This window comes from Paraburkholderia sp. FT54, assembly GCF_031585635.1.
In the GTDB taxonomy this organism is placed as follows: domain Bacteria; phylum Pseudomonadota; class Gammaproteobacteria; order Burkholderiales; family Burkholderiaceae; genus Paraburkholderia.
The window spans coordinates 3,414,256-3,440,402 of record NZ_CP134195.1; the positions used below are offsets into that span (position 1 = coordinate 3,414,256).

The following is a 26,147-nucleotide window of genomic DNA, read 5'->3' on the forward strand; positions in this document are numbered from 1 at the left end:
CCGCTCCTCATGCTCCGACCACGGTCATGGACTCGATAACGTAACGCATGTACCCACCAGGGTTCCAGTTCGCCATGGCCGGCTGTGCGATCCCAGACGTGTTCGAGGCCTTGACCTGCAAAACCGTCGGGCCGCGTTTCGGCGTCAGGCGGATTTCCCATTGCCTGAAGCTGTACTTGCCGTGGTCGTGACCGAGGCGCGCCGGCGACCAGGTTGACCCGCCGTCTGCGGAAACACGCACGTCCCGTACGCCGGCATCGCCACCAAATGCGATGCCACGCACGGTAAGCGGCCGCTCCGCAGGAACATGCTGATGATCCGAAAGGTTGGTAATGAATGACCGCGGCACCATGCGGCTTATTGGCACCATTGGAACGCCTGTCTGCCCTGGTTTCATGCTCGCATGCGGCGTATCCGGAACCAGATAAGCCTTCACCATCCAGAAATTATCGTCCGGCTGTTCGAGGACTTCGATGTCGCTGAGCATCTTGACCCAGTAAGTCGAATACCAGCCTGGGACAATCAGGCGCGTCGGAAATCCGTTCACCATCGGAAGTGGCTGGCCATTCATGGCATAGGCGACCATAACTTCCCCGTCGCGGGCATGATCGACGCGCAATGACTTCATGAAAGCCGGGGTCGCGGGTATAACGCCCGTATCCAGGCCATGAAGGCGAACCGCAACTGAACCGGCCTTTACACCCGCCCGATCCAGAATGTCGCGCAAGCGCACACCAGTCCACAATGCGTTGCCCATCGCGCCGTTCGCCCATTGACCTCCCGCGACACGTGGAGCGAAGAACCCTCGGGAGTTGCCTGAGCACTGGTTGACGGCGGCAAGTTCCACGCGGGGAAACTTCGTGAGCAACTCGGTCAGACTCAGGCTAAGTTCCCGCTTCACGGCCCCATGTACATTCAACCGGAACGCGGCACCATCGATCTGCGTGGGAATATTGGCCAGGTGCCAGCGCACGTAAAACTGGTCATTGGGTGTGAACACCCCGTGGTCGAATACGGTGAAAGGGGTTTCCAGTAACGGCGGCCGGGTCCGTAGCAGGATCATTTCGCCCTTTTGCGGGAATGCGTCCGTCAGGTCGCGCTGGCCGCCTTCGAAGGGCAAATCGATGTGTCCTTCAGCCCATGTCGCGCGGCTCAAGGAAGTGAAGGTGCCCGCCAGACTGCCTGCCGCGATGCCACGCAGAATCAGGCGGCGCCGCTCGCCCATAGTGTCCGGCTGATGTCCCATGATTTAGTCCCCTGCAATCTGGAATCGCTGATCCGTTCGACTGGTGGGTCAATCGGGTTGCCCGGGATAGAACGATTGGAACCAGTGACCCACAGGATCACGCATTCATACAGTAGCTTTACCCAGTCTAGGCAACGTTTGCACCTTCTGGAATGCGTTTAACCCTGATTGTCGTGTGGGTGACAATGAACCGGCTGCCGTTGAGCGCGGCGCAGGGGGGATTTGGGCGCGTGTGCGACAGGCGCAAGCTGGACCGATCGTGCCGGCATGCTGATAAGCGAGCAACGCGAATGATTACTCGATTGCGACGCTACTGCAACTGCGGGGCCAGATTCAGGCCGGTTCAGGCATTGATGCAGCGTTCGCGGGGTTTGTTGCGGCGGAGGCGGGTTTTGAGTATCCGCGACAGGTGGACAGCAAAGGTAGACGCCATGACGAGCGTAGCGACAGCCAGACTGCAGTCGAGGTTGCACATCAGGTCAGTCAGATAGAACATGGGTAGCGCGACGTGCGGGTGATAGATCGCGCGATTGATCAGGGATTCCATCGGTGTCTCGCAATATCTTGCTGAAACTGGCCGTCAGTCCTGGATGACCAGGTCAGGCCTCGCGAATTGAATTAAGCAACAGGATTTCCACATCGAGTCCATGGTATGCCCGGGCGCCTCGTGTCAGGTGCCGAAGGGGGCTCCCCGAAGCACAACTTGTAACGGAGTACCCGTTATGTTCCGTGACCGTTACGGCTGGTTTCGTTCCGGGCAGGAGCAGCCAGCGTGCTGGTAAAGCAGGCATCTTGCGCCGCGGTGGCTGCGCCAGCCCTGATGAGCGCTGCTGGAGTCCTTCGCCCCGACTGTCGTGCGCGTCAACGTCCCGCATAGACAAAGCGGACTGGCGCTGCATGGACTGATGCACCTGCCTGGGTTGAGCCGCCCTGCGCCGTGCCGCCTACGGAACCGCTCGCCAGTTGCTGGCTGTCCTGGGCTGCGATGTTCGCTTCGGCGGCCTGGATATCGACAGGGTAGGATGCGTTGTCGGCGCCCGGGGTATAGCCGGCCTGCTCGAGACGGACAAGTCCGGCGCGGACCTGCGCGCGGGTCACAGGGCTGGGTGCCAGTTGCGCAAAGCTCAGTGCGGGACTGGCGAGCGCGCTGACGGCGAGGGTGAGGCAAACGAGCGTCTTCATGATCTTGCTATTCCTTCAGGAAGGTTGGTTACTGTCCGGGTGTTGGCGGCGGTAACAGGTTTTCGCGGGTATGCAGCTTCAGCTGCCGAAGTACGGTGCGCAGAAGTCGACGGGACCTACGCAGCCCTGGGCGGTAGGGTGATCCTTCGCGAGGCGGGTGGTGCCTGCCGCACTCGAGCCGGTCATGTCAGCGCCAACGCCGCTGTCGCTTTGCTGCTTGAGGCGGGGGGCCTGCTGTTCGAGGATCGGGTTGATCTCGGAGTACGAGATGTCGGTCACGAAATGCAGGCCATTGTTTTCGGCCTGGATCAGTTCCTGACGGATTTCAGCACGCGTCTTTTCCTGGGCAAACGCGTTGGACGTGATGCCTGCCATCGCGAGGAAGATCATCGATAGAGTAATTGACGAAAGCTTGTGCATTTTGAACTCCTAACTATATCTTGAAGAAGATGGGTCTTGTTACGTGAAGGTGAACACGGAAAACTGGCCTTTATTCCGGGCAGCCGATGCATCCGCTGCTATTTTGGGAAACCGTAATGCGTCTTCTGTTCGTTGCGTCGGCACATTTCGTTTCCCGTCTCCATGTTCAGCATCGTATTCCGCAGCGCGGTACAAATAAAATATATTGTTGGGATGGTAACCATGCCTGAAACACATGGCACATCGTATTTGTCATATTTAAGTAGCGCCAACATGGAAATTCTGGGCGCAGCTTCGCTACATCTTGCGCTGTGCACACCTACGCAGGAATCTTGAATCGATGAACTTTACGCACCTGTTCGCCTTTTTCGAGGTGGCACGAGCCGGAAGTATCAGCGCAGGCGCTGAGCGTCTGCATGTGAGCCAGCCAGCGGTCACGCGGGAAATAAAGGAACTGGAAGACCGGCTCGGACTGGCACTGTTTGATCGGCTGCCACGCGGTGTCAGGCTCACCGATGCCGGGACCATGCTCTTACGTTACGCGGAACAGATCTTCTCGCTTGCAGATGCTGCAGAGTGGGAGTTGAAGGAGTTGGCGGGGCTGAGTGCCGGACACCTGACAATCGGAGCAAGCGCGACGCTCGGCGTGTATTTTCTGCCCGAACTGATTGCACGCTTTCACGCGGCGCATCCTCAGGTTGAAGTCGATCTGGTCGTTGCGAATACGGAGCGTGTCGAGGCAGGTTTGCGCGAACACGTATTTGCGCTGGGCTTTGTCGAGGGTCCCTATGACGATGCCATCCTGCATGCACGTCCCATTGGGGCAGACGAGATTGCGGCGGTGTCGGCAGCGGATCATCCGCAGGTTGGGCAGAGGTTGTCGCCGCGTGAGCTTGCTGAGCATGCAGTTATCCTGCGTGAACCGGGTTCTGGCACGCGTGCGGTTGTCGAGAATGCGTACGCAAGCATTGGATTGCAGATTGAAGCGGCGATGTCTGTCAGCGACACCGAAGCCATCAAGCGGATGTTGGTCGCGGAGCATTCGATAGCCTACATTTCCTCGTTAAGCGTGAAGGACGAGTTGCGGCGTGGCGATCTCGTCGTGCTGGTAGTCGATGGTCTTCGGATCGAGCGGCCGTTGCAGATGGTGTGGCTTAAGGGCCGCTCGCTGTCACCGAGCGCACAAGCGTTCTTCGACATGGTTCTGACCAGCGTCGCTCAGGGCGTCGCAGCGGCATGACAGAATTCGCCTGCTTGCCGGATTCAGGGTCTGTGGTGGTTCAACCCGTTTGACAGGCGAGTGTAATCAAGCGGCTGGCATCCCGCTGGAACGCTGAACTGCAAGCTCACGTGCTTCTGCCGCTTGTCGACCAGCGAAAAGCCGCCGTTCACTTTCTCGACGACCACTGCCGTGCCTAGCGGAGCCTGGGCGCCCCGTCGCCTAACACTTGGCTCTATCCCGACGAACGGTCGTGCCAGCAAGCAGCCGATCAAACAGTGCCAGTCCGAGCCGGTCTTCCAGTTCCTTTATTTCCCGCGTGACCGCTGGCTGGCTCACATGCAGACGCTCAGCGCCTGCGCTGATACTTCCGGCTCGTGCCACCTCGAAAAAGGCGAACAGGTGCGTAAAGTTCATCGATTCAAGATTCCTGCGTAGGTGTGCACAGCGCAAGATGTAGCGAAGCTGCGCCCAGAATTTCCATGTTGGCGCTACTTAAATATGACAAATACGATGTGCCATGTGTTTCAGGCATGGTTACCATCCCAACAATATATTTTATTTGTACCGCGCTGCGGAATACGATGCTGAACATGGAGACGGGAAACGAAATGTGCCGACGCAACGAACAGAAGACGCATTACGGTTTCCCAAAATAGCAGCGGATGCATCGGCTGCCCGGAATAAAGGCCAGTTTTCCGTGTTCACCTTCACGTAACAAGGCCCATCTTCTTCAAAATATAGGTAGGAGTTCAAAGTGAACAAGCGTTCATCAATTGGACTTTCGATGATCTTCCTCGCGATGGCAGGCATCACATCCAACGCATTCGCCCAGGAAAAGACGCGCGCTGAAGTCCGGCAGGAACTGATCCAGGCCGAAAACAGCGGTCTGCGTTTCGTGACCGACACGTCGTACCCCGAAATCAACCCGATCTTCGAACAGCAGGCCGCCCGCCTCAAGCAGCAAAGCGAAAGCGGCTTTGGCGCTGACATGACCGGCTCGAGTGCGGCAGGCGCCAACCCCGCCTCGCTAACAGCCCGTTTCCAAAAAACTGCTCCGTACGCCTGGGGATGTTCCAGCAGACGATGGAGCAACCGAGTTTGAGGAATGCTTTGTGAAAGTCGGCCTGGCGTTCGTAGCGCATGCGAAGACGACGAAGGTATGGAGCCGTGCGTGAGTACGCCCGACGAGCCAGCGAAGTTTGCCGAGACCACTGCCGTGGTCGGTCCGGCGCGTGGCGGTCGCTGTCTTGATGCCGTGTTTGCAAAATTTCAAGTTGGCCAAGGTTAATAGCTTTCCCAAAAGTTAACGTCAAATTCGGCGTCCCTTTAAATGGTTTCTTACACCGATCTCGTTCGCCAATGAGAACCGTAGCCTTAGTCGCCTTTCCCGGTGTCCAATCACGGGACGTTTGCGGGCCGCTCGATGTCTTCGCGGAAGCCAACCGCTTCCTGTTGGCGGACTCGCACTATCGAGTGGAAGTCGTGGGTCTGGAGCATGGGCCGCTACGATGTTCAAACGGAATGACCATCTCGCCCGACAGGCATTTCAGTAACACGCACGATGCATACGACCTGTTGCTTGTGGCCGGCGGCCCCGGACTGGTTCGTCGGGAGTTCACCGACGAGAGCTATGCGTGGCTTAAACGCGCAAGTCGGCAGGCGCGACGCTTCGGCTCGATCTGCAGTGGCGCCTTCATTCTGGCGCGCGCCGGCCTGCTGGATCAACGAATGGTCACCACTCACTGGAGCTATGCAGACGAGCTCGCAGCGTTGTGCCCGACCGCCCGTGTCGAAGTCGACCTGCCTTTTGTTGAGGACGGCAACCTCTGTACGTCGGGCGGCATAACGGCAGCAGTCGATCTCTCCCTTTCCCTGCTGAAACTTGACAAAGGCAATGAAGTCGCGTTGAAAGTTGCCGAGCGGCTCGTCGTATCCATGCAGCGCGCAGGTGTGAAATCCCAGTCGAGTCCCCATTTCACGCCATATGCGCAAGGCAGCTCGTGGGTTGCACAAGTCCAGCAATACGTACTGTCGAATCTGACCGGTGACCTGTCGGTCAAAGATCTCGCACGCGTAACGAATATGAGCATGCGTACATTCGCCCGCACGTTCGTACGGGACGCGAAAATCTCGCCTGCCGAATATGTCGTGGGGGCCCGCGTGGACGCAGCGCGCGTAATGCTGCAGGGTACCGCGATTCCCTTGAAAACCATCGCTTATGAGTGTGGCTTTGGGAATGCCGATCGCATGCGATGCGTCTTCCAAAGATGCATGGGCGTCTCGCCTAAGCAGTATCGTCTTCACCATCAAAGCGAAACGTGCCTTGATCGGGAGTTGTACGCAGTTGGCTGTCACGTTCAGGTGCCTGAACGACAGAATAGCCGGTCACCGCAAATACCTTCCACTCTCGAGTATCAATCAATAGCCTCTGGCAAAAAGACCGTTTAAAAAAGACTGCTCCGTATGTCTGAAGCTGTTCCAGCAGACGAGGGAGCAACCCAGTTTGAGGAATGCTTCGTGAATGTCGGCGCGACGCTCAAAGCGAATGCGAAGACGATGAAAGTTGTGGCGGCATGCATGAGTACGCTCGGCCACCCAGCGGAATTTGCCGAGGCCTTCACTACATCGATTCGTAAAATCGTGTCATCCAGAGTCGACGCTTGCGTCTTACGCTATCCTGGATAGCCGACAGATCTACGCAGTCTTCGTAGGCCCATGCATCCATTACCTTCCCAACAACTCGTTGTCCGCGAGCGTCTGTGAGATCGAATTGATCGCGCGCGTTCGGCTCTGCCGTGAGGGTCTCGCCCGCGATACCGCGGCTACTCATTCGGGAACGCGCCCGACGATCGGCCTGAAAGCGGACGCGAGCGTCTGAATGTGGGTTTTCCCTTAATCGAGCAAGCGGCTTTGTTAGAAGCGGAATTTTGGCTATCTTTGACTCACGATCTGCGCGGCCGAACAAGAGAGGCAATCATGAAAGCATGCAACGTCGTGAATCTGCTCGTCGTCGCGGGATGCGTGCCGCTGACGTCGAACGTCTACGCGCAAGCCAGCAACGCCATGCCGATGGCGTCGAGTCCGGCTGCAAGCTCACGCAGGCTGCCTGCTGGTCCTGGAGGGCAGTCTCGCGCAGGCACAGGTGCTAATCCAAGGTCCCTCTGGCGGTGACGGAGGCTCGAGTTTGGACGCCTGAGCTAACTACACTGTCAAATCGGTCACGATCACGTCAGGGCAATATATCAATTCAATTTCGGTAGACTACGACGATCAGGCATGCTGTCACCGGCTGGCGGGTTCCACTGCTCGCGATTCAGTCACACTTCCTGTACCGCCGGGCGATCGAATCATCGGCGTCAGCGGACGCTACGGCAAGTATGTGGATCACATCAAAATCTGGACAGCTCAAAATCCTGTAGGGGTCGAAGCTGGAGGACCTGGCGGAGCGGTTGATTTTGAGTACCACGCTCCGCCGGGGACTGCCATTATCGGCTTCATGGGACGCGCAGGTCAGTATATCGACGCGGTTGGCGTATGTATGAGAAGTCAATAACTGCGCTTTTTGACACCATCAATAAGCCGCCCGGGAAAGGGAGTCACGCTATCTCCACATCTGCTACTTGTCTGACGGTCGCCACGATGAACGCGATTGTCAGCGGATGCGTGCTTTCGACCCACAGGCGTCCTTCGACCCGGCGCGAGCGATGCGGCAGCTTCCCAACTGGAACGGCCATTCGAGTCGCCGGCTCGGCCGACGAGTCCTCGGCCATGTGCTGCCATCGGGGCGGCCAGGTTCTACGTCAGCAGTGCGGCGGGTTAACGACGCTGACGTTCGTGAGCAGCGGAACAGCAGCTTCCGGCACCAGCGAACTCACCCTCCGGCCCCCGAAGCGACATCCGAAGGTGGCCGCAAGGGCCGCTGTGGCTCCATCAGCAGCCGTTTGCGAGCAGGGCCGAAACCCACAACCGGTTGGGTGTCACCGGTGTGGCGCTTGACGCACGCTGCATCTGGTCGAGAAGCGCCGCACCCTGCGCCTGCGCGCCCAGGATTGCGCTGGTGCCGAGCGCCGTGTAGATGCTCGGCCGGTCGGGACGATCAAAACCGGATGGCCACGCGTGGACGCTGCATTTAGCAAACGAACGCCGCGCCCAATGAACAGGGCTTCCGCACGAAGGCCCTTGTCAAGCGAGGCCAAGATCACCGAAGATCGGTGATCCGCCCATTCTTCCTGAGGACGACATGCAGCCATTCGCGAATTCCGCCAATCCAGCGGTCCACGATGACGTCTTTGCACTCTGGGATCGGCTGGCTGAGTTCTCCGCAGGCGAAGGCGATGCCGCGCTGACCCATTTGCTAACCACGCTCTGTGCGATGGTCGCGGCACAGAATGCGCTTTGGGCCGTAGTTGTGCGATTGCCTTCGTCGGTGCCAAAGGATCCTTTGTTCGGCTGGCGTCCACGCCTGGTTCGGCTCCTGCATCCGGTACCCGCGATGGTCGCTTCCGTGCAGGAGCAGTACGACAGGCTCTGGTCCGGGAACGTTGACTCGTCACATGTCGTGGCCACGTCGGGGAACGAGCCTTTCCGCGCCAACCTGCTCTTCGAGGCAATGCCCGCTGAATGGTTTGAAGGTGAGCACTATCGCCGCCACTACCGCGAAGTCGGTCACGGCGACAGCATCCAGGTGCGTTGCTCGCTCAACGACGATGTGCGGATTCATCTCTTCGTGTTTCGCGATGTGCAGGCACCCCGCTTCTCTGCGCCGGATCTCGAGCTTCTGGGCTTCGTGATGCATGGGCTGAGATGGTACTACCGGCAGCAACTGCTCAGCCACGGCCTGCTTATCGCCGACGCTCCCCTGTCGTCGGCAGAGCGAAGGGTGCTGCTGGAGCTGCTCGACGGACTCACGGAAAAGCAGATCGCGCAAAAGCTCGACCAGAGTCCGAACACGACGCATGTCCATATCAAGTCGATCTACACCAAATTCAACGTCGGGAGTCGCTCAACGCTCACCGCGCTGTGGCTCGGCAAGTTGAGATAGCGAACTGCAGGCGCTGGCGTTGCAGGCAACGATGCCGAGCCGCCGTCTGCCCGATGCAATGCCTTGCCGCGCTGGTGGAGCATTGCCGGTTGCCCGAGGGCCCCGCGTTCGCTTCGTTCGCCATCGCGCGAAGCGTAGGCTGGAGCGGCACTGCGTTGGATCCGATCGACACCCGTCGATAAGTCGACCCCGGGTTGGACTTGACCGCCACGATCGCAGTCGTTGTTCACCCCGGACGAATCTGCACGCGTCTCGCGACCGTGTGCGGACTACAGCGCCGGAATCACGTTTGGAAATTCAAGATGGTACTCCACACGCTTGACTCCCGGCACGCTCTCGGCCGCAATACGGATGGCCTGCTTTTCCTCTACGGATTCCATCACGCCCCATAGGTGCGCGACACCGTCCTTGACGAGCATGCCCCGTTTGGGCAACCCCCAGCGCTGCCCGTGCATTGTCAGGACTATCGCGTCGCGCAGGCTCGCATCATCGCGCGAAGCTGATTCCACGGCCGGAGCAACGCGCACGAGTGCGCGAATCAGGTTCGCGCGACTCACGATTCCGATCAGCTTGCCGTCCTTCAGCACTGGCACGCTTTCGAGACGTCGACGTTCCATGAGATCCGCGATCTGCTGGAGCGGCATATCCCCCGAAATCGAAATCACTTCTTCGCACATCACGTCGCCGACGACGTGCCCGTGCTCCTTCACATACCTCGCGGCCTGCCCGCGGGGAGACGACAACAGGAGTTCGAGCCACCACTGGCGCTTCCTGCGGCAGGTGCCGTTCTCTACTCGATGCGGCAGATCGCGTTCGCCGACGATACCGACGACCTGTCCGTTCTCGTCGACGACCGGCATGCTACCGATATGGTCTTCGACCAACAGTGTTGCCGCGTCGTGGATCGCCATGTCCGGTGTGGCGGTGATGACGAACGCAGTCATGATGTCGTGTGCGCGTAGTTGCTCCTCCAGCGTGTTCGCGAAGGGTCCTCATCTGGTGCTCCCATCGCGCGGCTTTGGCAGACCGCACCGAGCCGATCGCTCGGTGCTGAGGCGCCTTGGTTCCACAACCTGATTCAATTCCGGATTGGGGCACCGCTCCTTGGGCAAAGACCCGCCTTGAATGGACTTGTCTTATCGTTGAGCGGGCCCGAGCCGACTGTGCTATCGGACTTCTAGTGAGCAATAGAGATCCGGAATGCAAAGGGCAATCGAGTCATTCAGTGCTGGCTGCGAAGCAAACGGAATCCTTGATGGGTCGAAGCGCGGGAACGGCGTGTTTCCCGAAGCATGCGGCACCTGGGCGGAGTCATCCAGCCCAGAATCGAAATCGGCGTTACCGGTCGCGGCAATGCAGCACTGGAACCCGGCGGTGGCCATCGCCGTGAACACGCAGCAGGTTAGAACGTTTATGACGCGGCTTGGGTAGCTCATGTCGCGGCTCCTTAAGCGTGGCACATCGTTGAGCGCTACTCATCAATAGCTGGAGTAGTGACTTCCCTTGCGCATGACACCCCGGCTTCTACTTTTGTCTGTGGCGACGGCGTTTGATAGTCTCAAAGCCCCACGGGTGCGGGCAAACCGACGACATGGCGACGGAAGCCGCGCAGACTGCCCTGTGAGGAGGACGAAATCGCCCTCACCCTCAGCGCATCACGTGGGTCGATCGTCGATGACGAGCCATCGGAGCGTGCGCGCCGGTTGGTCAGGCGCGGCAATTTGCGTGGGCAGGCTGCTTATCACGCTCTTCACCTGGGCCACAAACGCGTCACCCTTCACCGACGCAAGCGAGACGGATTTCAGGCCGCACTGCGCCGCCGTGTTCAAGCGCGAGTGAACGATGGTGAGCCACCAATCCGTCATCGTGTAGCCCGTGTCGCGGGCTTCGATGCACGTCCGATAGTTCGAGGCGACAAACTTCCCGGCGTCACCCGAGGCCACCACCGCAGCCCACCCCTTCTCGTAACTCCCGCCAGGCCGTCTCGCAGCGTCCCCCTCCATCGGTTGGGTGTGCAGCCCATGGAGGTTGGCCACAGCGACGCCTACAATTACAACGAGTTCAGCGAGATACACGGGATGACGCTTCGCTGCCTGGCGGCCCGTTTTTGGTACAGAAATCATGACGTGATCCCCTTGCTTCGACGACAATGCCTGGTCCCTGAATCTGTGGTTGTTAGGGTCACCGTGCAATACGGTAGCAACCTGGATCTCATCGTAGGTTATTCGCTGACGCCCGAACATAACCTGAATAGGTGATCGCGTAAGCCCTACCCAGCAAGCGCCGACGGCACCTCTCCCGTCTACTTCGAACAGACAGCCTGACGACGCGATGTACTCGCGAACTTCGCGGTCGGTAACGGCGAAGCCGCCATTGGGCACCTGCTGTCGCTGCTCTGTGCCATCTTCGGCGCGCAGAACGCGCTCTGGTCGGTGGTCGTTCGCCTGCCAAGCCCCGATTCGGGGGATCCAGCCGTTCGAGCCTGTCGGTGGCCCAATGTCAGCAAAGTAGAACACAACCGCCGATGGCCGATGGTAGCGTCAACGCCGGGTTCGGCCGATGAAGGACCATTCGTCTTTGATAATCCGATGGGCGCTTACGGAGCAAAGCTGACGCCCGAACGTCCTGCCCACGACGCATTTGAACGGCGGGTCGTGGGCCGGATACGGCCTGATGCATAGGCTGCAGGTGTCCCGTGCGTCACTGTCGAAAACCTAGCGCGGCTCTTGTTCGGCCGGAGTGCTCCTTCAGCGCAGGAGAGCCCAACCAGCCGTGGCATCCGTTTTTGTGCACTCAGAGCCGCCCCCGCGTGCCTGCCAAAACAGTCTGGCAGTTGGTATCCCGGGCCCACACAAGCCACAGCGGAGTACGCGTGCGATGACAGGCATGTTTTCGATATCGCCGCAGGGCAAGAAGGGCAGACTCGTGTCGCACAATGCCAGGAGAGAGACAACGGACATTTCCTTTGGCCCGCCCACACGCAGACCGCGATGACGGAACACGGGCCGCCAGCGGCGGCCTGTGTTCATAACAGTCCATTGACCGTTACGAATCAAAGCAACGCGCCTTCAGTGCGGTACGTTCACTACCCCGTGGCTTACCCCGATCGCATTGCTACCAGGATTCGCGACGATGGCTGGCAGGTCCGCCACGCTCAACACCGGCGCAGCGCCCGGGATGCCGCCGCGCGGCACGGCGCGGATCACCTGCGACGGCGGCAGCGGCGTGCCGTTCTTCAGGTGGCCCCACATCAGGTTGAGCGCCTGGATGTTGTAGTAGTGGACCGGCACGAAGCGTGTGTCGAAGCCGGGTACGCCGAGGAACGCGTCGAAATGCTGTCCGTTCGTCACCTCGTAGAACGACAACTGGCTGCGCGAGCCTTCCCTTACGCTGTTCGCTGCAAGATACGCGCGTGAAGCATGGTTGACCGGCACGAGTGCGTCGCTGCGGCCCTGAACGATGATCGCGGGCTTTCCATGCAGGTTCGCATTCACGCCGATTGCCTCGACACTCGCCCGCATGCGCGGGTCTCTCTTCGTCCATAACGTGCGCAAGCACGCGGCACCCGCGAAGCTTGCATCGGATGTCGCGAGCCGATGGTCAGCGCCCCCTTGCGGCGTGACGTTATAGACGAGACTGATGCCGTTGGTCGGTGGCACACCATTGCCTAGCCCGAACACAGTCGGCATAGGCGAGACGGGCGGTGTAAAGCCCGCTGCGCCCGTTGCAGGGTTCGCCGTGCTGAAACTGAAACCGCACAGGTTGTCGATCACGCTCGACCTCGTGTATGCATTGGCGTACGTCACGGCGACAGCCGGCACGGCCTGCGAGTCCCACATCGGGGCGTGCAGGAGGTCGGAATCGGCTTCGTAGCCAGCCGCGTGCAGTTGCGCGAGCGCGTCGTTCGCCTGCGTTTGCGTGTCGCTGCCGTGCACGTACCCGGCTGCGGCGAGTGACGTGCAGCGGGCCTGACGGATCGCCGTCGTCGTCGCGGGGGGCAGTGCTGTCAGATACGGCGCGCTGGCAGCGCTTTCCGCGAGTGCCGCGCACGGCTGGAGGAGGTTGGCGAGCGTCATATAGTCCGCCAGCGGCTTGCCGGCCGCCGCGATGCGCTGGCCGCCCTCGTTCACTTGCGCATTGCCGGGCATACGGACGTTGACCTGTGGTTCGCCAACCACCACCGCCGTGATCCATCCCGTCGTATCCTGCTCGGCGGCCGCGAGCGACGCACCACCGCCGTTGCTCACCGACGCCGCTATCGTGGTGATGCTGCCCGGGCGGTAGCGCTCGCCATGAGGCGAGCCGCCGGGCAGTGCAAACTGCCGGTTCAAGGCCCAATAGGCGAACTGCACCGCCTCGAGCGTGTCCTTGCCCCAGTCCTCTTCAGGGTTTTGCTGGGAATGCGCGTGCTTGAACGCATAGCGGTTCGGGAACTTCTGGTTATAGACGGACAACGCACCCGCAGGCACATTGGCTGTGAAGAGACTGTTGCGCCCGGCCGTGGCGGCATCCGCAAGGCGGCCGTCAATCAGCGTGACGTCACCGGTCATCAGTTCGTGTGCCCCGTTGCCGGTACCCTTGTCGGTATAGGCGACCGCGCAACCGCGCTTGAGGCCCCACTCGCCGGCTGCCGAAATGGCACCGTAGACCCCACGCGAGCCCGATGACGTAGCTGTGACAATGCACGGGTTCGCCGGATCGAAGTTCGCCGGCACCTGCACGAGGAGGCTGACGTTCTGCTGGCCCCTGCCGTCGTCGGCATACGCGAGGTATTCAGTGCCGGCGATTTTTCCTTCGCCAAGGGTGTCGTTGCCGTACAGATCGACATTGGGTCCCCAGAAAAGACCGTAGCCGCCAGGCGCTGTGATATCGACGAGCGCGCGGTAATTTGCCCAGATCGCGAGCCGCCGCAACTCGGCTGCCGTCGGACTCGCCGGGTTCGCAATAGCAGGCGCCTGACCTGCGAGTCCGGTTTTGCCGAGGCCGGCGGTCAGCAGGTCGTCGCTGACGCCGTCATAGGTGGTCGTCCTGAGGCTGTCTGCCACGACGAAGCTCGGCAGCCCGTTCGGGCCCGGGCGGCCGCCGTCGTGATCGTCGGCCCGTGCAACAGGGACGAGTACCCCGCTCACTAACGCGGCGCCGAGCAGCACTGCTTTACCCCGGGTTGCGATCCGGATATCTCTCATCGATGTCTCCTTGTGTGTTGTTCGATTTCGACGCGCCGTGCACCGCGAAGACCCTTGCGCAACGTCGGATCACGGCGTCGCTAGCCATTAGGACGTCAGGGACCGCAGATACAATGAAGTGTTGATGAAACAACATCCGCGCTGCTGCGGCCAACCCGCTCAGCGGATACGATAAAATAATCGACGTGGCGATCTTCGTGATTCACCACCACGTACATTTGAAATTAGAGTGACCCATGGGACACCATCGACTCCTTGTCGCTGCGTGTCCCGATCCTATCCGGACGGAAGGATGGTCTTGTGTGCGGCACCGAACGATATCCCTGCCTTTAAGGACCTCAGGTCGCGGTCTACTCATAAGCGCCCAGTTTGGGACGACGGCCCGACTCGGTCAGTCAGCGCGAGAGCGACCCAAGGCCGACCTTCAGACATCCCGAAAGCGTACGCTCAACATTGACGCGGTGAGCGCGGCAAGAGAAGCAAGCCCACCCTACAGCGCTATACTTTCGTGCTTTTACTGCGTACGTCAGGCACCAAGGATTACACATGAGCGCATTGCCACCCTGTCCGAAATGCAATTCCGCGTTCACGTACGAAGATGGGAGCACCTACATCTGCCCGGAGTGTGCGCATGAATGGTCGGCGCAAGCAGCCGTGCCGACCGAAACGGACGGCAGGGTTTATCGCGATTCAGCTGGAAATGTCTTGCAAGATGGGGATACCGTCACTGTGACCAAGGACTTGAAACTGAAGGGTTCGGCTGGCGTGGTCAAGATGGGCACCAAGGCAAAAAATATTCGGCTGGTGGACAGTGACCACGATATCGATTGCAAGATCGATGGCTTTGGTGCCATGAGCCTGAAATCGGAATTCGTCAAGAAGGTGTGACCAAGCGCATGACGCATGATTGCCGGCTGTTGGCTCAACCCGGTACGATGTCGAGCAGCCGAAGTCGACTCATTCCGGTTCTTGGGCTCAACGCCGCCCCAATGGCGGGTTCCCAGGGTAAAGCAGTCTCCGGTCGAGCGCTAGAAGCGCGCGCGAAGACGGACCGGCTTGATGTCATCAAGCTGGTCATTAACCTGTGGGCTGGGCTGCGCGGCGAGCGAGACAGCATGCGCGTGATCCGTGTACTGCCTCTGCAGCACCAAGCTTCGCGCCACCTGATTCGCGATCGTGGCCAGCTGCAGAGGGAGGTGCTGCAGCACCGTGACCGGATACGCAAACTGCTGGTCGCAACGCGCTGGCCGGAAAGCGTCCACAGCAGGAAGTTCGCCAGTCGCCTGGCGGCCCGCTGCAAGAGGAACTCCACGAACGGCTCGCACGCGGGTGCGAGCGGCTGACTCTAGCTGAAGCGCAGCTCACGACGCTGGAGAAGACCGCACAGGCACATGGGCGAAAGCAACTGCTTGACGCACTCGCCGGATACTGGAAACTCCACGGCGGTGAGCTGATGCTAGGTGGTACACCGGTCGAGCCGCGCTTTCCTCGGCATGCCGAGTCGCGCTGCAAGCGGCGGCGTTAAAATCAGTGTGGTCTCGATTTTGTTCCGCAACCGCAGCGAATTTCGTACGGGTCAGCCGGTCTGGCGTTGGCATCGCGCCTGCCTCGAGGGTTGCGTTGGTGTTTCCTTCCGGATTGCTCTCGTCAAGCTCCGCCTGGTATTCGCGCTGCTTTCTCACTAGCACCCAACAGAAACATCGGTTGAAATTCTCGCCAGCACCCCAAGCCGCTCAACGGCGGCTTCGAGTTCGTTGGTCCAGCGATAGCCGGCGTTCAACCGCAGGCAATCGTCGTAAGCGCCTGCCTGCCCAAACAAATGCCCTGGGGCAAAACCGATTCCTTCGGCACGTGCCCGCTCAAACAGGGTGCGTGTGCTGACAGGACCGCTTGAGGCCTCAGGCAGCCTGGCCCAGAGGACAAAGCCCCCTGCCGGACTGCTCACCTCGGTGCCGCTTGGGAAATAGCGCAGAATCGCGTCGCGAAGCATCTGCTGCTGGCCTTGGAGAGCCGCCTTCAGTCGCCTCAGGTGTAACGCGTAACCGCCGCTCGCAAGCATTTCCGCCACCGCAGCCTGTTGCAGTTCGGCAGTCGCCATGCTGGTCGTGTATTTCAGTGCTTTCACCCGTTCCGTGAATCGCCCCGCCGCAATCCAGCCCAGACGTAATCCGGGACACAGGCTCTTCGAGAAGCCCCCGCATAACAGCACGTTGCCGGCGGTATCAAAAGCCCTCACCGGCCGTGGCCGCACTTCGCCAAAGCAGACATCGCCAAAGATGTCGTCTTCGATCAGCGGAATATCCCGTTCCCGTAGCAATCGGACTAGTGCCGCCTTGGCGGAATCGGGCGCAACACTACCGATAGGATTGTTGGCGTTGGCGATCGTGACGACCACTTTGACCGGCGTCTGGTCGAGCACAGTCTTCAGCGCGTCGAGGTCCATGCCGATATCAGGCAGGCACCGGATCGGCAGCGCCGTCAACTCGAGGGCACGCAACATCTGCAGCAGCGCGAAATACGTCGGCGACTCGACGGCAACCACGTCACCGGACCGGGTAACGGCCCTGAGCGCGAGGTTCAGCGCTTCGACGCAGCCGTTCGTCACTACCAGTTCCTCCGGGTCAAGGTCGCAGGAATATTGCATCGACTGACGAACGATTTCCCGTCGGAGACCCGGGTGGCCGGTTCCGCGAACGTGAGCGCCGACGAGACTCCGATGCTGATAGGCGAGACGGCGCAACAGCACACTTAGCCGATCGACGGGGTACAGCGAGGGTTCGCCGGCGGCCAGATCGAGACGTACCGCGCATGGCTCGCCGACCATTGCCAGGTGATCCCGCGCCTGAGGGTCCAGCTCTGGCAGCGGATCGGGCCACTTTGCAGTGCGCGCTTCATTACCCCGCTCTGCCCGCGCGGCGACGAAATAGCCCGAGCGCGGGCGAGCCCGAACATACCCCTGGACTTCCAGCCACCGCACAGCCTGCAGTGCGGTGGTCAGGCTGACGCCATGCTGCGAAGCGAGCGTGCGCACGGACGGCAGGCGACTACCTTCCTCGAGTCCAGCCTGTTCGATACTGCTCCACAGCCGCTTCGCGAGTTGTCTGTATCGCGGCAAGACGGATTCTGCAGTTCCCATGATCGCGATCAGGTTGGGTAAATCTGTTATGTAACAGATTCTTCGCTGTTGTGTATAGGCCGTCCGTGATCGGAATGCCAATATGGGCCCCACTTTCAGGGGAATACCATGAGCACAACAGTCCAGTATGACTTCCGTAGCGACACCGTTACCCGACCCGGTCCGGCCATGCGCGCGGCAATTGCCGCGGCCGAAGTTGGCGATGACGTCATGGGCGATGACCCGACTGTAAAGCGGCTTGAAGAACGGATGGCTGACATGCTCGGGAAAGAGGCAGCACTGTTCGTGTCGTCGGGTACGCAGTCGAACCTGATCGCGCTCATGGCGCATTGCGAGCGTGGCGACGAGTACATCGTCGGCCAGAATGCCCACTGCTACCGCTGGGAGGCGGGCGGTGCAGCGGTGCTGGGCGGCATCCAGCCCCAGCCACTGAACAACCAGGCGGACGGTTCGCTACTGCTCAAGGACATCGAGGAAGCCATTAAACCGGATGACCCACACTTCGCGCGGACGCGCCTGCTCGCCCTCGAAAACACGATCGGCGGAAAGGTTTTACCACTGTCTTACGCCGATGCTGCGACGATGCTGGCCCGTCGGCACGGGCTCGCCTGCCACCTGGATGGGGCCCGGGTATTTAACGCCGCCGTGGCCCTACGGCTTCCGGTCAGCATGCTGGCGCGCCCGTTCGACACCGTGTCCGTTTGCCTTTCCAAAGGACTCGGCGCGCCAGCAGGATCGGTGCTCGTTGGTCCTGCGTCACTTGTCGCCAAAGCAAGGCGCCTGCGCAAGATGCTTGGCGGCGGCCTGAGGCAAGCAGGGATTCTCGCTGCTGCGGGCCTTTATGCGCTGGAACACCATATCGATCGGCTCGCTGACGATCATGCCAATGCAAATGCACTCGCGCAGGGTTTGTCGGAACTTCCAGGTCTGTCCGTATCGGTGCCCGCCACAAATATCGTCTTCGTGGATGTTGCCGCCGAGGTCGCATTGGACTTCGCAAACCATCTGGCCGCGCAGGGTGTCGGCGTCACGTCCGTATATGGTGCAACCCGACAGCGCTGGGTCACGCACCTTGACGTCGGCGAGAAAGCCGTAGCGTTTGCGCTTGCTGCCGCCCGCGATTTCTTTGCGGGCCGCGATTCGCGTAGCCTGGCGAGCGTACCTCACGCTGAGCACAGCTAGCTCCTTAGCGGGCGCGATAGCCCTAAAGAAGTCTCTCAGTCACCCTCAACCATGCGCAATCATGCAAGCTGAAAATTTTTCGCTGCAACAGTACTTCGACCGGATTGGCTTTCAAAAGAGCGGGAAAGCGGACATTGAAACCATCACAGATATGATGAGATGCCAGCTATTCACCGTGCCGTTCGAAAATCTCGACGTGCAGGCGAAAAAGGTCGTCTCACTGATTCCCGAGGAGATCGTCGGAAAGATTCTCCACAAAACGCGAGGTGGGTATTGTTATGAAGTGAATGGACTCTTTGCCATGGCACTTCAGGCGATGGGCATCCCATATCAATTCGTTGCCGCCCGGCCGATGTTCTACCCGGTCAAGAGACCCAAAACTCATATGGCACTCGTGCTAATGCTGGACGGTGTCCGCTGGTTGTGTGACCTCGGTTTCGGAAGCTATGGGATCAGAGCTCCGATGCGACTGGATCTGCTGGATGTTGAAGTCAAACAGGACTCGGATACGTTCATGCTGAGCATGTCGGACAATCAGGAATACGTATTGAAAGCGATGGTCGATGGCGAATGGGTCAATCAATATGCATTCGACCTGTCTCGCCATGAATGGATCGATTTCGTGCCCGCCAATTACCTGAATTCCACGCACCCGGACGCAGTCTTTGTGCAGAAGCTACTGATTGTCCTGCACAACCAGGCTGGTCGAAAGATCCTGTTTGGCGACACGCTAAAGATCGTGAAAAACGGACAAACTGAACAGCGAACCATTCTTGCCGGTGAGCGTATATCAACGTTGTCGCGAGAGTTTGGCCTGGACGCTACGGAACGCTGATCGCTTAGGAAGCACCTGGGGACGACCGATCTGGCGCATTCTGAGCACCAAGGTCCGCAGTTTGATTTTAAACCGACGTTCGAACGTCCGGCTATGAGCGAGCGCGAATGGCCGTAGATGGCCGCGAGGCGCCGCACGTGCCTGCTCTTACTCCAACCGAACGGCTGGCCATGCAGCGACGCGTGTCGCACGGGCGGGAAGATGGTAACGGGGCGGGTCCGTCAGCGTACTCTAAACGGCGTTAAACCTGGCTAACCGAGCCGTGTAAAAAGGGGGTATCGTGAAGAAATTATCGAACGCTAGGCTCATCCGCGCCGCGCCTGAGCGTGTAACGTCTCCCAAGTCAGGCGGTCTTGCCATGATCCTGTATCACACCGAGCCCGATTCCCCTGTCATCGAAATTTCCGTCGAAGGCAAAATCACCGACCACGATCTGCGCGAAGCCATTGAGCGCATGCGTGGTGATCTCGAACTGAACGGCAAGACCCGCGTGCTCGAACGCATCGAGCACTTCACCGGCATCGAGCCGAAGGCGCTGTGGACCGATATAACGCTCGGCGTTTCCGTGGCCCGCAAGGTCACGCGCGCCGCCGTGGTGGCCGATGCGGGCTGGATCCGTGCCTCGACGCATCTGGCGCGGTTCTTTACGAAGGCCGAAGTCAAGGCGTTCCACGTCAACGAGCTGGAGCAGGCGCGCGTCTGGATCAACACCTGAACGCCGCCTGGCGAATTTCGTAGCAGTCCGGCTGCACGTCGGAGCGTGATTGACCTGCGCGATCAAGATGCCATTGGCATTCGCGCTCTTGCTTGCACTGGCGGCTAAGGGGCGTTAGCGCCTGTTCGATTTTTCTGAGACTGGTCATTCAAAAATTGGCCAAATACTGAAAGGCTCGAATGACCGGACTGGCCGACAAGCAACTCTTCAACATTGCGAATTGAATGGCCGGTTCCCGAGTGGAGCCGACGCCTGAATGTCTGAGCGAAGTTGCTCGCGAATGACGCTTCATGGCCGCGTGTTACCTCATGCAGTCGGCATAAATAGCTTCAGACTCGCAGTGTTTCGATCGGCAGCACGCGACCCTCAACGGTCTGTCGTCACCAAGCGCGTGCGATGGCCGCTTGCGAGGTACAACCGCCCCTCAATCAGTCTAGTTGGTCGTCGAGTTCAGGCATATCGCGAGCAGTCAGACAGACACGACAAAGCTTCTTAACTTCCTATGATTCGCCGTCGGTATAACTCTCTCTCGGTGGGTAAACACCGGCGAGGCGGGCGATCAGGATCGCGACGAACAAGCTGCCGGTGATCTGTTCCACCATGCACATGCCGCGTGCCGGGCGCGTGAGCGGTGTGATGTCGCCGAAGCCTGTGCTCGTGAGGACGGTAATGCTGAAGTAAAGCGCGTCGGCATAGACGAGCCGCCCCGGCTGCCCGACGATCATGTAAGACTGCGGATAGAAGAATCCGATGCTCGCGTAGACGTACGCCCAGAGGACACCGATCAACAGATACGCCGCCGCGGCGCCAAACAGCTTGTCCGGCGTCATGATTTTGGGCTGGAATACGTAGCGCAGAAGGTATACGACTGTGATGGAATACAGCACGGCGCTGAACATCCAGGATACCGCAAGACTGCGATCGTCGTCGTGCCACAGGCCGTGGTACTGGAACCACATGGCCGGAATAGCAAACAGCAGTGCCATCACGAACGACAGGGTCGTGCGGCTGACCGCTGCCACGGTCGCTATGAGGAGGAACATGTTGACGACGTTCAGAACGAATCTGCCGCTGTCGCTCGCCGGCACGAACGACACCGCGCCGATGAGAATAACCAGCACGACGAACAGCCAGAAACAGCGCTGGTAGAAAATGCGAGACAGCGCTTCGCGCGTGGTACGGAAGGCCATGGTGCTCTCTCCCTTGCTCCGCTTATGTCGCGGCCAGACAGGCCGGGCCGCGTGTGACGGGACTATAAAGCGGTACCACACCCTGCCGCTCCCGCCCGCGCTGGCAGAAGTCGGACCCACTTCGGCCCTTCACCGCCCCGGCCCGATGCTGCCGATTTTCATTCCTTCAGCGCCCCGTGTGCAGTGCTCTGGCGGCTACTTCTGCTGCAGTCGGGCATGATGGTACTTAATCACATCCATAACCGCAGCCGTCATCACCGAGGTTGAGACTCCGAACATAAGGATGCCGTTGGCAGCTTCGATTGGACCAAGCATGCGCCATTGCTTGGACATGACAATGTCGCCGTAGCCCAGCGTGATGAAGTTGACCGCGGAGTGATACAGAGCAGTGGCGAAATCGGAAAATTCGCCTAAGAACATGAACAGCGCAGCCCAGATTGCCATTTGGGCGAAATTGCAGAGCAAGGTCAGCAGCATCACGGTTATCAATAGCAGGACGTCCACCCATAGCAAGTCCTGACTCTTAACGTTGCGCCGGAAGCGCGCGTACCGGCGCAGGCAGATGGCTACCACCACGCCTTGCAGCAGCAGGCACAGGACCATGGCCGGAGCGGCGGCCAGTACATTGTGTAGCATGATTGACTCCGTCTTCGGGGGGAGCGCGCAGGCAAAAAAGGCACCGCATTCGGGACGCGGAGATCGCAAGTTCAAAACTTGCTACCCCCGGCCAATCATAGGACACATTGCGTCAGCCGCACCCAGCCATGTCCCGCTCCAAATGTTGCCGAACGCTCGCTTACTGAGCGAAGCAGTCGCCCGAATGGCTGACTGAGTGCGGGTACAGACGACAGACGGCACATGGCCGAACCAGGTCCGATGCTGAATGGATAATCGATCCACCGCAGGTCGCTCGGCGTCCGGCTCAGGTCGACCCCTTGCCGACGACCAAGCCGTCAGAGGTGCACCGGCAGATATCAGAGTCGAGCGGTCGCTCACTATGGCGGCTCCTCGGCCAGTCGATGGTTATGTCCGCCCACCCCTCCTTTTAGAACTGAGCGCGGATAAGCGGTCACACACCCTTCCTCGACTTGAGTCTCATCGCGTTGCTAAAGGTACGGATCGCCCGACACCGATGTTCGAGAGGCGTATTTGAAGTTGGCGGATCTGACTGCAGTCGCATAAAGTGAGTGGAGCACTTCGCGCCTTTTCGTTTCGATGATTCGCACGGCTGCGTGCGGGCAGACATCGAGGTCTGTGTAGAAAGCGTTCCAGGAGAACCGTATCTCCCGGACTTGGCTGGAGCAGGCAAATGAACAAGATGCTTATAACCGGTGCCACGACGATCATCACACTGGCCGGCGCAGCGCATGCACAAAGCAGTGTCACGCTTTACGGGCTAATCGACGCGGGTCTGACCTACACGAACAACCAGATCACCGGGACGGGAGGCGGACACAGCAACTGGGAGATGAGAAGCGGTGCGGTTCAGTACAGCCGCTGGGGCTTGCGCGGGGCTGAAGACCTCGGCGCAGGGTTGAATGCCATCTTCACCCTGGAGAGCGGCTTCAACCTGAACAACGGGCAGTTCTCGTCGAGCAACCGCATTTTCAATCGCCAGGCTTATGTCGGCTTGTCGAGCCGCGAATACGGCGCGCTCACGCTGGGCCGCCAAACCGACGGCATGGTCGATTTTGTCGCGCCGCTTTCATTGACCGGCACGGAGTTCGGCGGCACGCATTTCGCGCACCCGTTGGACAACGACAACCTGAACGATTCGTTTCAGATAAACAACTCCGTGAAGTACCTGAGCCCGTATTTCGCCGGCTTCAGATTCGGCGCGCTTTACGGCTTTTCCAATCAGGCAGGTGGATTCACGAACAATCGCGCCTATAGCTTCGGAATGTCGTATGTATCGGGAGCGTGGAGCTTCGGGGCCGGTTACCTCCAACTCAACGGTGCCGCGCGCACGCCAGCACAGTTGAACACGAATGGTGCAGTCACCGATACAACCGGTTCGTCCCTGCAGGGCGCGCTCACACCGACCGCTGTGCCTTTAGGCGTGCTGGCCAGCAGTCAGAAGACCTTTGGCGCTGGCGTGAACTACACCTTCGGCCCGGCTGTGGCGGGCTTCGTGTACTCGCACAGCAAGTTCGCCCAATTCTTTCAGAATTCGCTGAGTGGAACTTTCCAGAACTTCGAGGGCAACATTCGGTACGCGCTGATGCCGGCGGTCGAATTATCGGGTGCGTATACCTATACGCGCGCTGGCGGGAATGGAGGCGCCGGCGGAATTCCCCATTGGAATCAGGTGAGTGCAATGGCCGACTACCGCTTCTCGCGGCGCACCGATGTTTACATTCAGGGTGTGTGGCAACGGGTGAGTCCAAGCGGCAATTCGCCACTGGGCGTGGCATGGATTAACGGCGTCACCGAGCCGTCATCCACGAGCAATCAGATTGAGGCCACCGTCGGCCTGAGGCATCGCTTCTAGTGCTCCAGGAACGGTTGAGTTGCCTGAAACCGGGATGAAGGAGACCAACTATGATATTGGAGCGCTTCTTATCTTCATCCCGATAGCAATTGGCTCGGAAGTCCTCGCTTCCAATCATCATCTCCTTATCCGCATCGCCTCGTCGCTCGCCATCCTGCCCCTAGCCGAGTGGATGGGGATGCCATCGAGCAACTGGCCGAAAGTATGGGCGAGGGAGTGGGTGGATTTCTCAATCCGACTTTCGGCAACGTGGCTGAACTTATCATCGCGTTCGTCGCATTGTATGCGGGGCTCCACCAGATGGTGGAAGCATCCATCATCAGTTCTATTGTAGGGAATATGCTGCTTTTGTTCGGCGCGGCAATGCTGGCCGGAGGGAATGCGCTATCCCGAGCAGCGCAGCCGCGATCCGATTTATTTTCTGGCGATCTGACTATCAATGACGGATCACGGCGCAAAGCGGCCGTCTGAATGTCCGACCCGAGCGATCGCCGAATGTCAGATCATGGCCGATTCTGTTGAAAAAGTCGTGTTCTGGTTGGGGATGTAGGAGTTGGCAACACGTTTTCGCGTTGTGGCGATCGGCGAAGCTGCGAGCTTGAACCTAGCAGGGATCTCCCTTGCCCGTCATGGAACTGCCTGCTTCATCTGCTTGCTTGCTGGCATGAGCCACTTGGCCATTCTTCGCAGATTTTGCGCGGTTGCTGCCATCAGAAATTCATCATGGGCACCACTTGGACCTCTCAACCGCAGACGATCCAGCTTGAGGATGCGCTTGAGGTGGGCAAAGAGCATTTCCACCTTCTTACGCTGTCGGCGAGACTGCTTGTATTCGGGGGTTGTCGCGATTCGTCGAGCCTCGTCGCGGGCGGCTTCATGGATGCTGCGCGTGATTTTGCGAAACGACATATTTGGACAGCATTGACTCTTCATCGCACAGCGGTTGCAATTCTTTTCGCTCGCACGATACACGATGGTGTCGGCTCTCGTGATGTGCGTACGGGGATTTTTCAGTGGACGCCAGTCGCTGCGTAACGCATACCCTGAAGGACATCGATACTCGTTGGTCTGTTCATTCCAGATGAATTCGCTGCGGGAGAACGTATTGTCCTTGCGGGTGGTTTTATCCCAGACAGAGACGTGCGGTTCAATCTGCTTCTCTTCAACCATCCAGCCAGGCAGCGCTGCTGTGCCGTATGCGGTGTCACCTACCAGCTTGCGAGGCGTCAGCTCCCGTTGACGTCCAACACGATCAATCATTGTTCTGGTTGATTCAACTTCCTGTGCGCGATTTGCCGGCGTCGCCTCAACATCCATAATGATCCCTGCCTGCAGGTCAATCAGATAATTCGTCGAGTAGGCAAAGAACGCAGGGCCGCCCGGAGCGGCCGTCCATCGCGCGGCAGGATCGGTCAGGGATATCTTTTTCGGAGGCGTCAAAGACGCTGCTGGTTCAGATGTATCTGCTGCTATTGGATTGGTTTGCTCAAGCGCTTCAATATATTCCCGCACAGCGCGACTGTGTCCGTCAGCACGTCCCCAGTCGATAGGTTCTGTTCCCGACACGCCATTCGCAGGACTCGCGTCTGCCTTGATAATGCTTGCATCGATTGCGAATCCCTCACCCTTGACAAGCCCCTCGGCCATGCAGCGACTCAGCACAGTTTCAAACACGTGACGCAACAGGTCGCTATCGCGAAAGCGCCCGTGACGGTTCTTTGAGAACGTCGAGTGTTCCGGTACGGCGTCCTCCAGACCCATGCGGCAGAACCACCGGTATGCGAGGTTCAGATGCACCTCTTCACACAGACGTCGCTCGGACCGGACGCCAAAGCAGTAACCCACGATCAACATGCGAATCATGAGCTCCGGGTCAATCGATGGACGACCCATTGGGCTGTAGTACGGTGCGAGGTGCTGGCGCAGATCTCGCAGATCAAGGAAGCGATCGATGCCTCTCAGCAGGTGTGATTGCGGGACGTGGTGGTCGAGGTTGAACGAGTAGAAAAGCTTGTCCTGCCCGCTATCCAGTCGACCCATCATGACGATTCACTCCCGTCGTTTGATGCCTTCCAGGATACCTAACATTCCGCATCGACGCCGACTTTTTCAACAGAATCGGCCGAACCCGGTCCGATGCACCCACTCCGCAGGCTGGCTGAATGGGATCCTCAGAAAGTTCAAAGTTAAATGAACCAAAGTCCGGATAGTTCAAACTTAGGCGAACCGCGGGTTCAAAGTTGCCTGAGCAGCACGCCCCAAAAGCCTTATCCCAGCGATGTGAACAGTTCAAAGTTAAGC

General features: G+C 59.3%; 24 protein-coding genes and 3 pseudogenes. 12 read left to right on the plus strand and 15 right to left on the minus strand.

The features are described 5' to 3' along the window. Nucleotides 1–7 precede the first annotated feature (7 nt). The 4 genes from RI103_RS15785 to RI103_RS15800 all read right to left on the minus strand — a co-directional run bounded on the left by RI103_RS15785 (nt 8) and on the right by RI103_RS15800 (nt 2,848). Nucleotides 8–1,246 carry a molybdopterin-dependent oxidoreductase gene (locus RI103_RS15785; protein WP_310812867.1) on the minus strand — a complete coding sequence of 413 codons (1,239 nt, stop codon included), beginning with the start codon at nt 1,244–1,246 and terminating at the stop codon, nt 8–10. Nucleotides 1,247–1,589: 343 nt separating this feature from the next. Then, nucleotides 1,590–1,793, minus strand: a complete 204-nt coding sequence (locus tag RI103_RS15790) for a hypothetical protein (protein ID WP_310812868.1) — start codon at nt 1,791–1,793, stop codon at nt 1,590–1,592. A gap of 314 nt (nt 1,794–2,107) precedes the next feature. Continuing rightward, nucleotides 2,108–2,431: a DUF4148 domain-containing protein gene (locus RI103_RS15795; protein WP_310815255.1), complete on the minus strand. Its 324-nt coding sequence runs from the start codon at nt 2,429–2,431 to the stop codon at nt 2,108–2,110. A 75-nt stretch (nt 2,432–2,506) separates the two neighbouring features. Continuing rightward, nucleotides 2,507–2,848 (minus strand): DUF4148 domain-containing protein, encoded by a 342-nt coding sequence (locus tag RI103_RS15800; protein WP_310812869.1) that lies wholly within the window; start codon nt 2,846–2,848, stop codon nt 2,507–2,509. Between the two features lie 340 nt (nt 2,849–3,188). On the opposite strand from RI103_RS15800, the gene RI103_RS15805 reads away from it, so the two are divergent. After that, complete coding sequence (locus RI103_RS15805; protein ID WP_310812870.1) at nt 3,189–4,088, plus strand: LysR family transcriptional regulator; 900 nt, start codon at nt 3,189–3,191, stop codon at nt 4,086–4,088. A gap of 225 nt (nt 4,089–4,313) precedes the next feature. Here the strand turns inward: RI103_RS15805 and RI103_RS15810 are convergent. After that, nucleotides 4,314–4,484, minus strand: a pseudogene (locus RI103_RS15810) (LysR family transcriptional regulator); the annotation flags it as partial. A 340-nt stretch (nt 4,485–4,824) separates the two neighbouring features. Here RI103_RS15810 and RI103_RS15815 point away from each other — a divergent pair. Then, nucleotides 4,825–5,172, plus strand: coding sequence for a DUF4148 domain-containing protein (locus tag RI103_RS15815; RefSeq protein ID WP_310812871.1), 348 nt, complete (start codon nt 4,825–4,827; stop codon nt 5,170–5,172). Here RI103_RS15815 and RI103_RS15820 read toward each other — a convergent pair. Beyond that, nucleotides 5,114–5,325 (minus strand): annotated as a pseudogene (locus RI103_RS15820) (IS5/IS1182 family transposase); the annotation flags it as partial. The gene RI103_RS15815 and the pseudogene RI103_RS15820 overlap by 59 nt on opposite strands. 104 nt (nt 5,326–5,429) lie before the next feature. Here RI103_RS15820 and RI103_RS15825 point away from each other — a divergent pair. Continuing rightward, on the plus strand, nt 5,430–6,518 hold the full coding sequence (locus RI103_RS15825) for a DJ-1/PfpI family protein (protein ID WP_310812872.1): 1,089 nt from the start codon (nt 5,430–5,432) through the stop codon (nt 6,516–6,518). Here RI103_RS15825 and RI103_RS15830 read toward each other — a convergent pair. Then, a pseudogene (locus RI103_RS15830) lies at nt 6,489–6,686 on the minus strand (hypothetical protein); the annotation flags it as partial. The gene RI103_RS15825 and the pseudogene RI103_RS15830 sit on opposite strands and share 30 nt — an antisense overlap. A 634-nt stretch (nt 6,687–7,320) precedes the next feature. On the opposite strand from RI103_RS15830, the gene RI103_RS39655 reads away from it, so the two are divergent. Both RI103_RS39655 and RI103_RS15835 read left to right on the plus strand, forming a co-directional pair. Further along, nucleotides 7,321–7,623: a jacalin-like lectin gene (locus RI103_RS39655; protein WP_409076987.1), complete on the plus strand. Its 303-nt coding sequence runs from the start codon at nt 7,321–7,323 to the stop codon at nt 7,621–7,623. Nucleotides 7,624–8,310: 687 nt separating this feature from the next. Continuing rightward, nucleotides 8,311–9,111 carry a helix-turn-helix transcriptional regulator gene (locus RI103_RS15835; RefSeq protein ID WP_310812873.1) on the plus strand — a complete coding sequence of 267 codons (801 nt, stop codon included), beginning with the start codon at nt 8,311–8,313 and terminating at the stop codon, nt 9,109–9,111. 269 nt (nt 9,112–9,380) lie between these two features. Here RI103_RS15835 and RI103_RS15840 read toward each other — a convergent pair whose 3' ends face one another. From RI103_RS15840 to RI103_RS15855, 4 genes are all read right to left on the minus strand, one after another. Further along, entirely contained in the window at nt 9,381–10,055 is a 675-nt protein-coding gene (locus RI103_RS15840; protein WP_310812874.1) for a CBS domain-containing protein, read from the minus strand. A 222-nt stretch (nt 10,056–10,277) separates the two neighbouring features. After that, nucleotides 10,278–10,547 (minus strand): hypothetical protein, encoded by a 270-nt coding sequence (locus RI103_RS15845; protein ID WP_310812875.1) that lies wholly within the window; start codon nt 10,545–10,547, stop codon nt 10,278–10,280. A gap of 219 nt (nt 10,548–10,766) precedes the next feature. After that, nucleotides 10,767–11,261: a hypothetical protein gene (locus RI103_RS15850; protein ID WP_310812876.1), complete on the minus strand. Its 495-nt coding sequence runs from the start codon at nt 11,259–11,261 to the stop codon at nt 10,767–10,769. 918 nt (nt 11,262–12,179) lie between these two features. Next, on the minus strand, nt 12,180–14,297 hold the full coding sequence (locus RI103_RS15855) for a D-(-)-3-hydroxybutyrate oligomer hydrolase (RefSeq protein ID WP_310812877.1): 2,118 nt from the start codon (nt 14,295–14,297) through the stop codon (nt 12,180–12,182). A 546-nt stretch (nt 14,298–14,843) separates the two neighbouring features. On the opposite strand from RI103_RS15855, the gene RI103_RS15860 reads away from it, so the two are divergent. Both RI103_RS15860 and RI103_RS15865 read left to right on the plus strand, forming a co-directional pair. Then, complete coding sequence (locus tag RI103_RS15860; RefSeq protein ID WP_310812878.1) at nt 14,844–15,185, plus strand: zinc ribbon domain-containing protein YjdM; 342 nt, start codon at nt 14,844–14,846, stop codon at nt 15,183–15,185. Then, nucleotides 15,182–15,640 (plus strand): hypothetical protein, encoded by a 459-nt coding sequence (locus tag RI103_RS15865; protein ID WP_310812879.1) that lies wholly within the window; start codon nt 15,182–15,184, stop codon nt 15,638–15,640. The genes RI103_RS15860 and RI103_RS15865 overlap by 4 nt, the downstream gene beginning before the upstream one ends. Before the next feature lie 338 nt (nt 15,641–15,978). Here the strand turns inward: RI103_RS15865 and RI103_RS15870 are convergent, their stop codons facing one another. Next, nucleotides 15,979–17,433 (minus strand): PLP-dependent aminotransferase family protein, encoded by a 1,455-nt coding sequence (locus RI103_RS15870; RefSeq protein ID WP_310812880.1) that lies wholly within the window; start codon nt 17,431–17,433, stop codon nt 15,979–15,981. Between the two features lie 108 nt (nt 17,434–17,541). Here RI103_RS15870 and ltaE point away from each other — a divergent pair, with 108 nt between their 5' ends. The 3 genes from ltaE to RI103_RS15885 all read left to right on the plus strand — a co-directional run bounded on the left by ltaE (nt 17,542) and on the right by RI103_RS15885 (nt 20,165). Continuing rightward, entirely contained in the window at nt 17,542–18,615 is a 1,074-nt protein-coding gene (ltaE, locus tag RI103_RS15875; protein WP_310812881.1) for a low-specificity L-threonine aldolase, read from the plus strand. 61 nt (nt 18,616–18,676) lie between these two features. Beyond that, nucleotides 18,677–19,450, plus strand: a complete 774-nt coding sequence (locus RI103_RS15880; RefSeq protein WP_310812882.1) for an arylamine N-acetyltransferase — start codon at nt 18,677–18,679, stop codon at nt 19,448–19,450. 358 nt (nt 19,451–19,808) lie between these two features. Continuing rightward, nucleotides 19,809–20,165 carry an STAS/SEC14 domain-containing protein gene (locus tag RI103_RS15885; RefSeq protein ID WP_007588956.1) on the plus strand — a complete coding sequence of 119 codons (357 nt, stop codon included), beginning with the start codon at nt 19,809–19,811 and terminating at the stop codon, nt 20,163–20,165. Nucleotides 20,166–20,665: 500 nt separating this feature from the next. On the opposite strand, the gene RI103_RS15890 is transcribed toward RI103_RS15885, so the two are convergent. Both RI103_RS15890 and RI103_RS15895 read right to left on the minus strand, forming a co-directional pair. Then, nucleotides 20,666–21,436: an ion channel gene (locus tag RI103_RS15890; RefSeq protein ID WP_310812883.1), complete on the minus strand. Its 771-nt coding sequence runs from the start codon at nt 21,434–21,436 to the stop codon at nt 20,666–20,668. 114 nt (nt 21,437–21,550) lie between these two features. Beyond that, complete coding sequence (locus RI103_RS15895; protein WP_310812884.1) at nt 21,551–21,991, minus strand: potassium channel family protein; 441 nt, start codon at nt 21,989–21,991, stop codon at nt 21,551–21,553. A 673-nt stretch (nt 21,992–22,664) separates the two neighbouring features. On the opposite strand from RI103_RS15895, the gene RI103_RS15900 reads away from it, so the two are divergent. Both RI103_RS15900 and RI103_RS15905 read left to right on the plus strand, forming a co-directional pair. Further along, nucleotides 22,665–23,846: a porin gene (locus RI103_RS15900; protein ID WP_310812885.1), complete on the plus strand. Its 1,182-nt coding sequence runs from the start codon at nt 22,665–22,667 to the stop codon at nt 23,844–23,846. Nucleotides 23,847–24,014: 168 nt separating this feature from the next. After that, complete coding sequence (locus tag RI103_RS15905; protein WP_310812886.1) at nt 24,015–24,317, plus strand: hypothetical protein; 303 nt, start codon at nt 24,015–24,017, stop codon at nt 24,315–24,317. Between the two features lie 156 nt (nt 24,318–24,473). On the opposite strand, the gene RI103_RS15910 is transcribed toward RI103_RS15905, so the two are convergent. Then, nucleotides 24,474–25,889 carry an IS1182 family transposase gene (locus tag RI103_RS15910; protein WP_310812887.1) on the minus strand — a complete coding sequence of 472 codons (1,416 nt, stop codon included), beginning with the start codon at nt 25,887–25,889 and terminating at the stop codon, nt 24,474–24,476. Nucleotides 25,890–26,147: the final 258 nt, after the last annotated feature.

What these genes read in the sequence shown, in the direction of transcription:
- RI103_RS15785 (WP_310812867.1), bottom strand. Translation starts at nt 1,246, where the DNA reads ATGGGACATCAGCCGGACACTATGGGCGAGCGGCGCCGCCTGATTCTG.
- RI103_RS15790 (WP_310812868.1), bottom strand. Translation starts at nt 1,793, where the DNA reads ATGGAATCCCTGATCAATCGCGCGATCTATCACCCGCACGTCGCGCTA.
- RI103_RS15800 (WP_310812869.1), bottom strand. Translation starts at nt 2,848, where the DNA reads ATGCACAAGCTTTCGTCAATTACTCTATCGATGATCTTCCTCGCGATG.
- RI103_RS15805 (WP_310812870.1), top strand. Translation starts at nt 3,189, where the DNA reads ATGAACTTTACGCACCTGTTCGCCTTTTTCGAGGTGGCACGAGCCGGA.
- RI103_RS15825 (WP_310812872.1), top strand. Translation starts at nt 5,430, where the DNA reads ATGAGAACCGTAGCCTTAGTCGCCTTTCCCGGTGTCCAATCACGGGAC.
- RI103_RS15835 (WP_310812873.1), top strand. Translation starts at nt 8,311, where the DNA reads ATGCAGCCATTCGCGAATTCCGCCAATCCAGCGGTCCACGATGACGTC.
- RI103_RS15840 (WP_310812874.1), bottom strand. Translation starts at nt 10,055, where the DNA reads ATGACTGCGTTCGTCATCACCGCCACACCGGACATGGCGATCCACGAC.
- RI103_RS15845 (WP_310812875.1), bottom strand. Translation starts at nt 10,547, where the DNA reads ATGAGCTACCCAAGCCGCGTCATAAACGTTCTAACCTGCTGCGTGTTC.
- RI103_RS15855 (WP_310812877.1), bottom strand. Translation starts at nt 14,297, where the DNA reads ATGAGAGATATCCGGATCGCAACCCGGGGTAAAGCAGTGCTGCTCGGC.
- RI103_RS15860 (WP_310812878.1), top strand. Translation starts at nt 14,844, where the DNA reads ATGAGCGCATTGCCACCCTGTCCGAAATGCAATTCCGCGTTCACGTAC.
- RI103_RS15870 (WP_310812880.1), bottom strand. Translation starts at nt 17,433, where the DNA reads ATGGGAACTGCAGAATCCGTCTTGCCGCGATACAGACAACTCGCGAAG.
- ltaE (WP_310812881.1), top strand. Translation starts at nt 17,542, where the DNA reads ATGAGCACAACAGTCCAGTATGACTTCCGTAGCGACACCGTTACCCGA.
- RI103_RS15880 (WP_310812882.1), top strand. Translation starts at nt 18,677, where the DNA reads ATGCAAGCTGAAAATTTTTCGCTGCAACAGTACTTCGACCGGATTGGC.
- RI103_RS15885 (WP_007588956.1), top strand. Translation starts at nt 19,809, where the DNA reads ATGATCCTGTATCACACCGAGCCCGATTCCCCTGTCATCGAAATTTCC.
- RI103_RS15895 (WP_310812884.1), bottom strand. Translation starts at nt 21,991, where the DNA reads ATGCTACACAATGTACTGGCCGCCGCTCCGGCCATGGTCCTGTGCCTG.
- RI103_RS15900 (WP_310812885.1), top strand. Translation starts at nt 22,665, where the DNA reads ATGAACAAGATGCTTATAACCGGTGCCACGACGATCATCACACTGGCC.
- RI103_RS15910 (WP_310812887.1), bottom strand. Translation starts at nt 25,889, where the DNA reads ATGATGGGTCGACTGGATAGCGGGCAGGACAAGCTTTTCTACTCGTTC.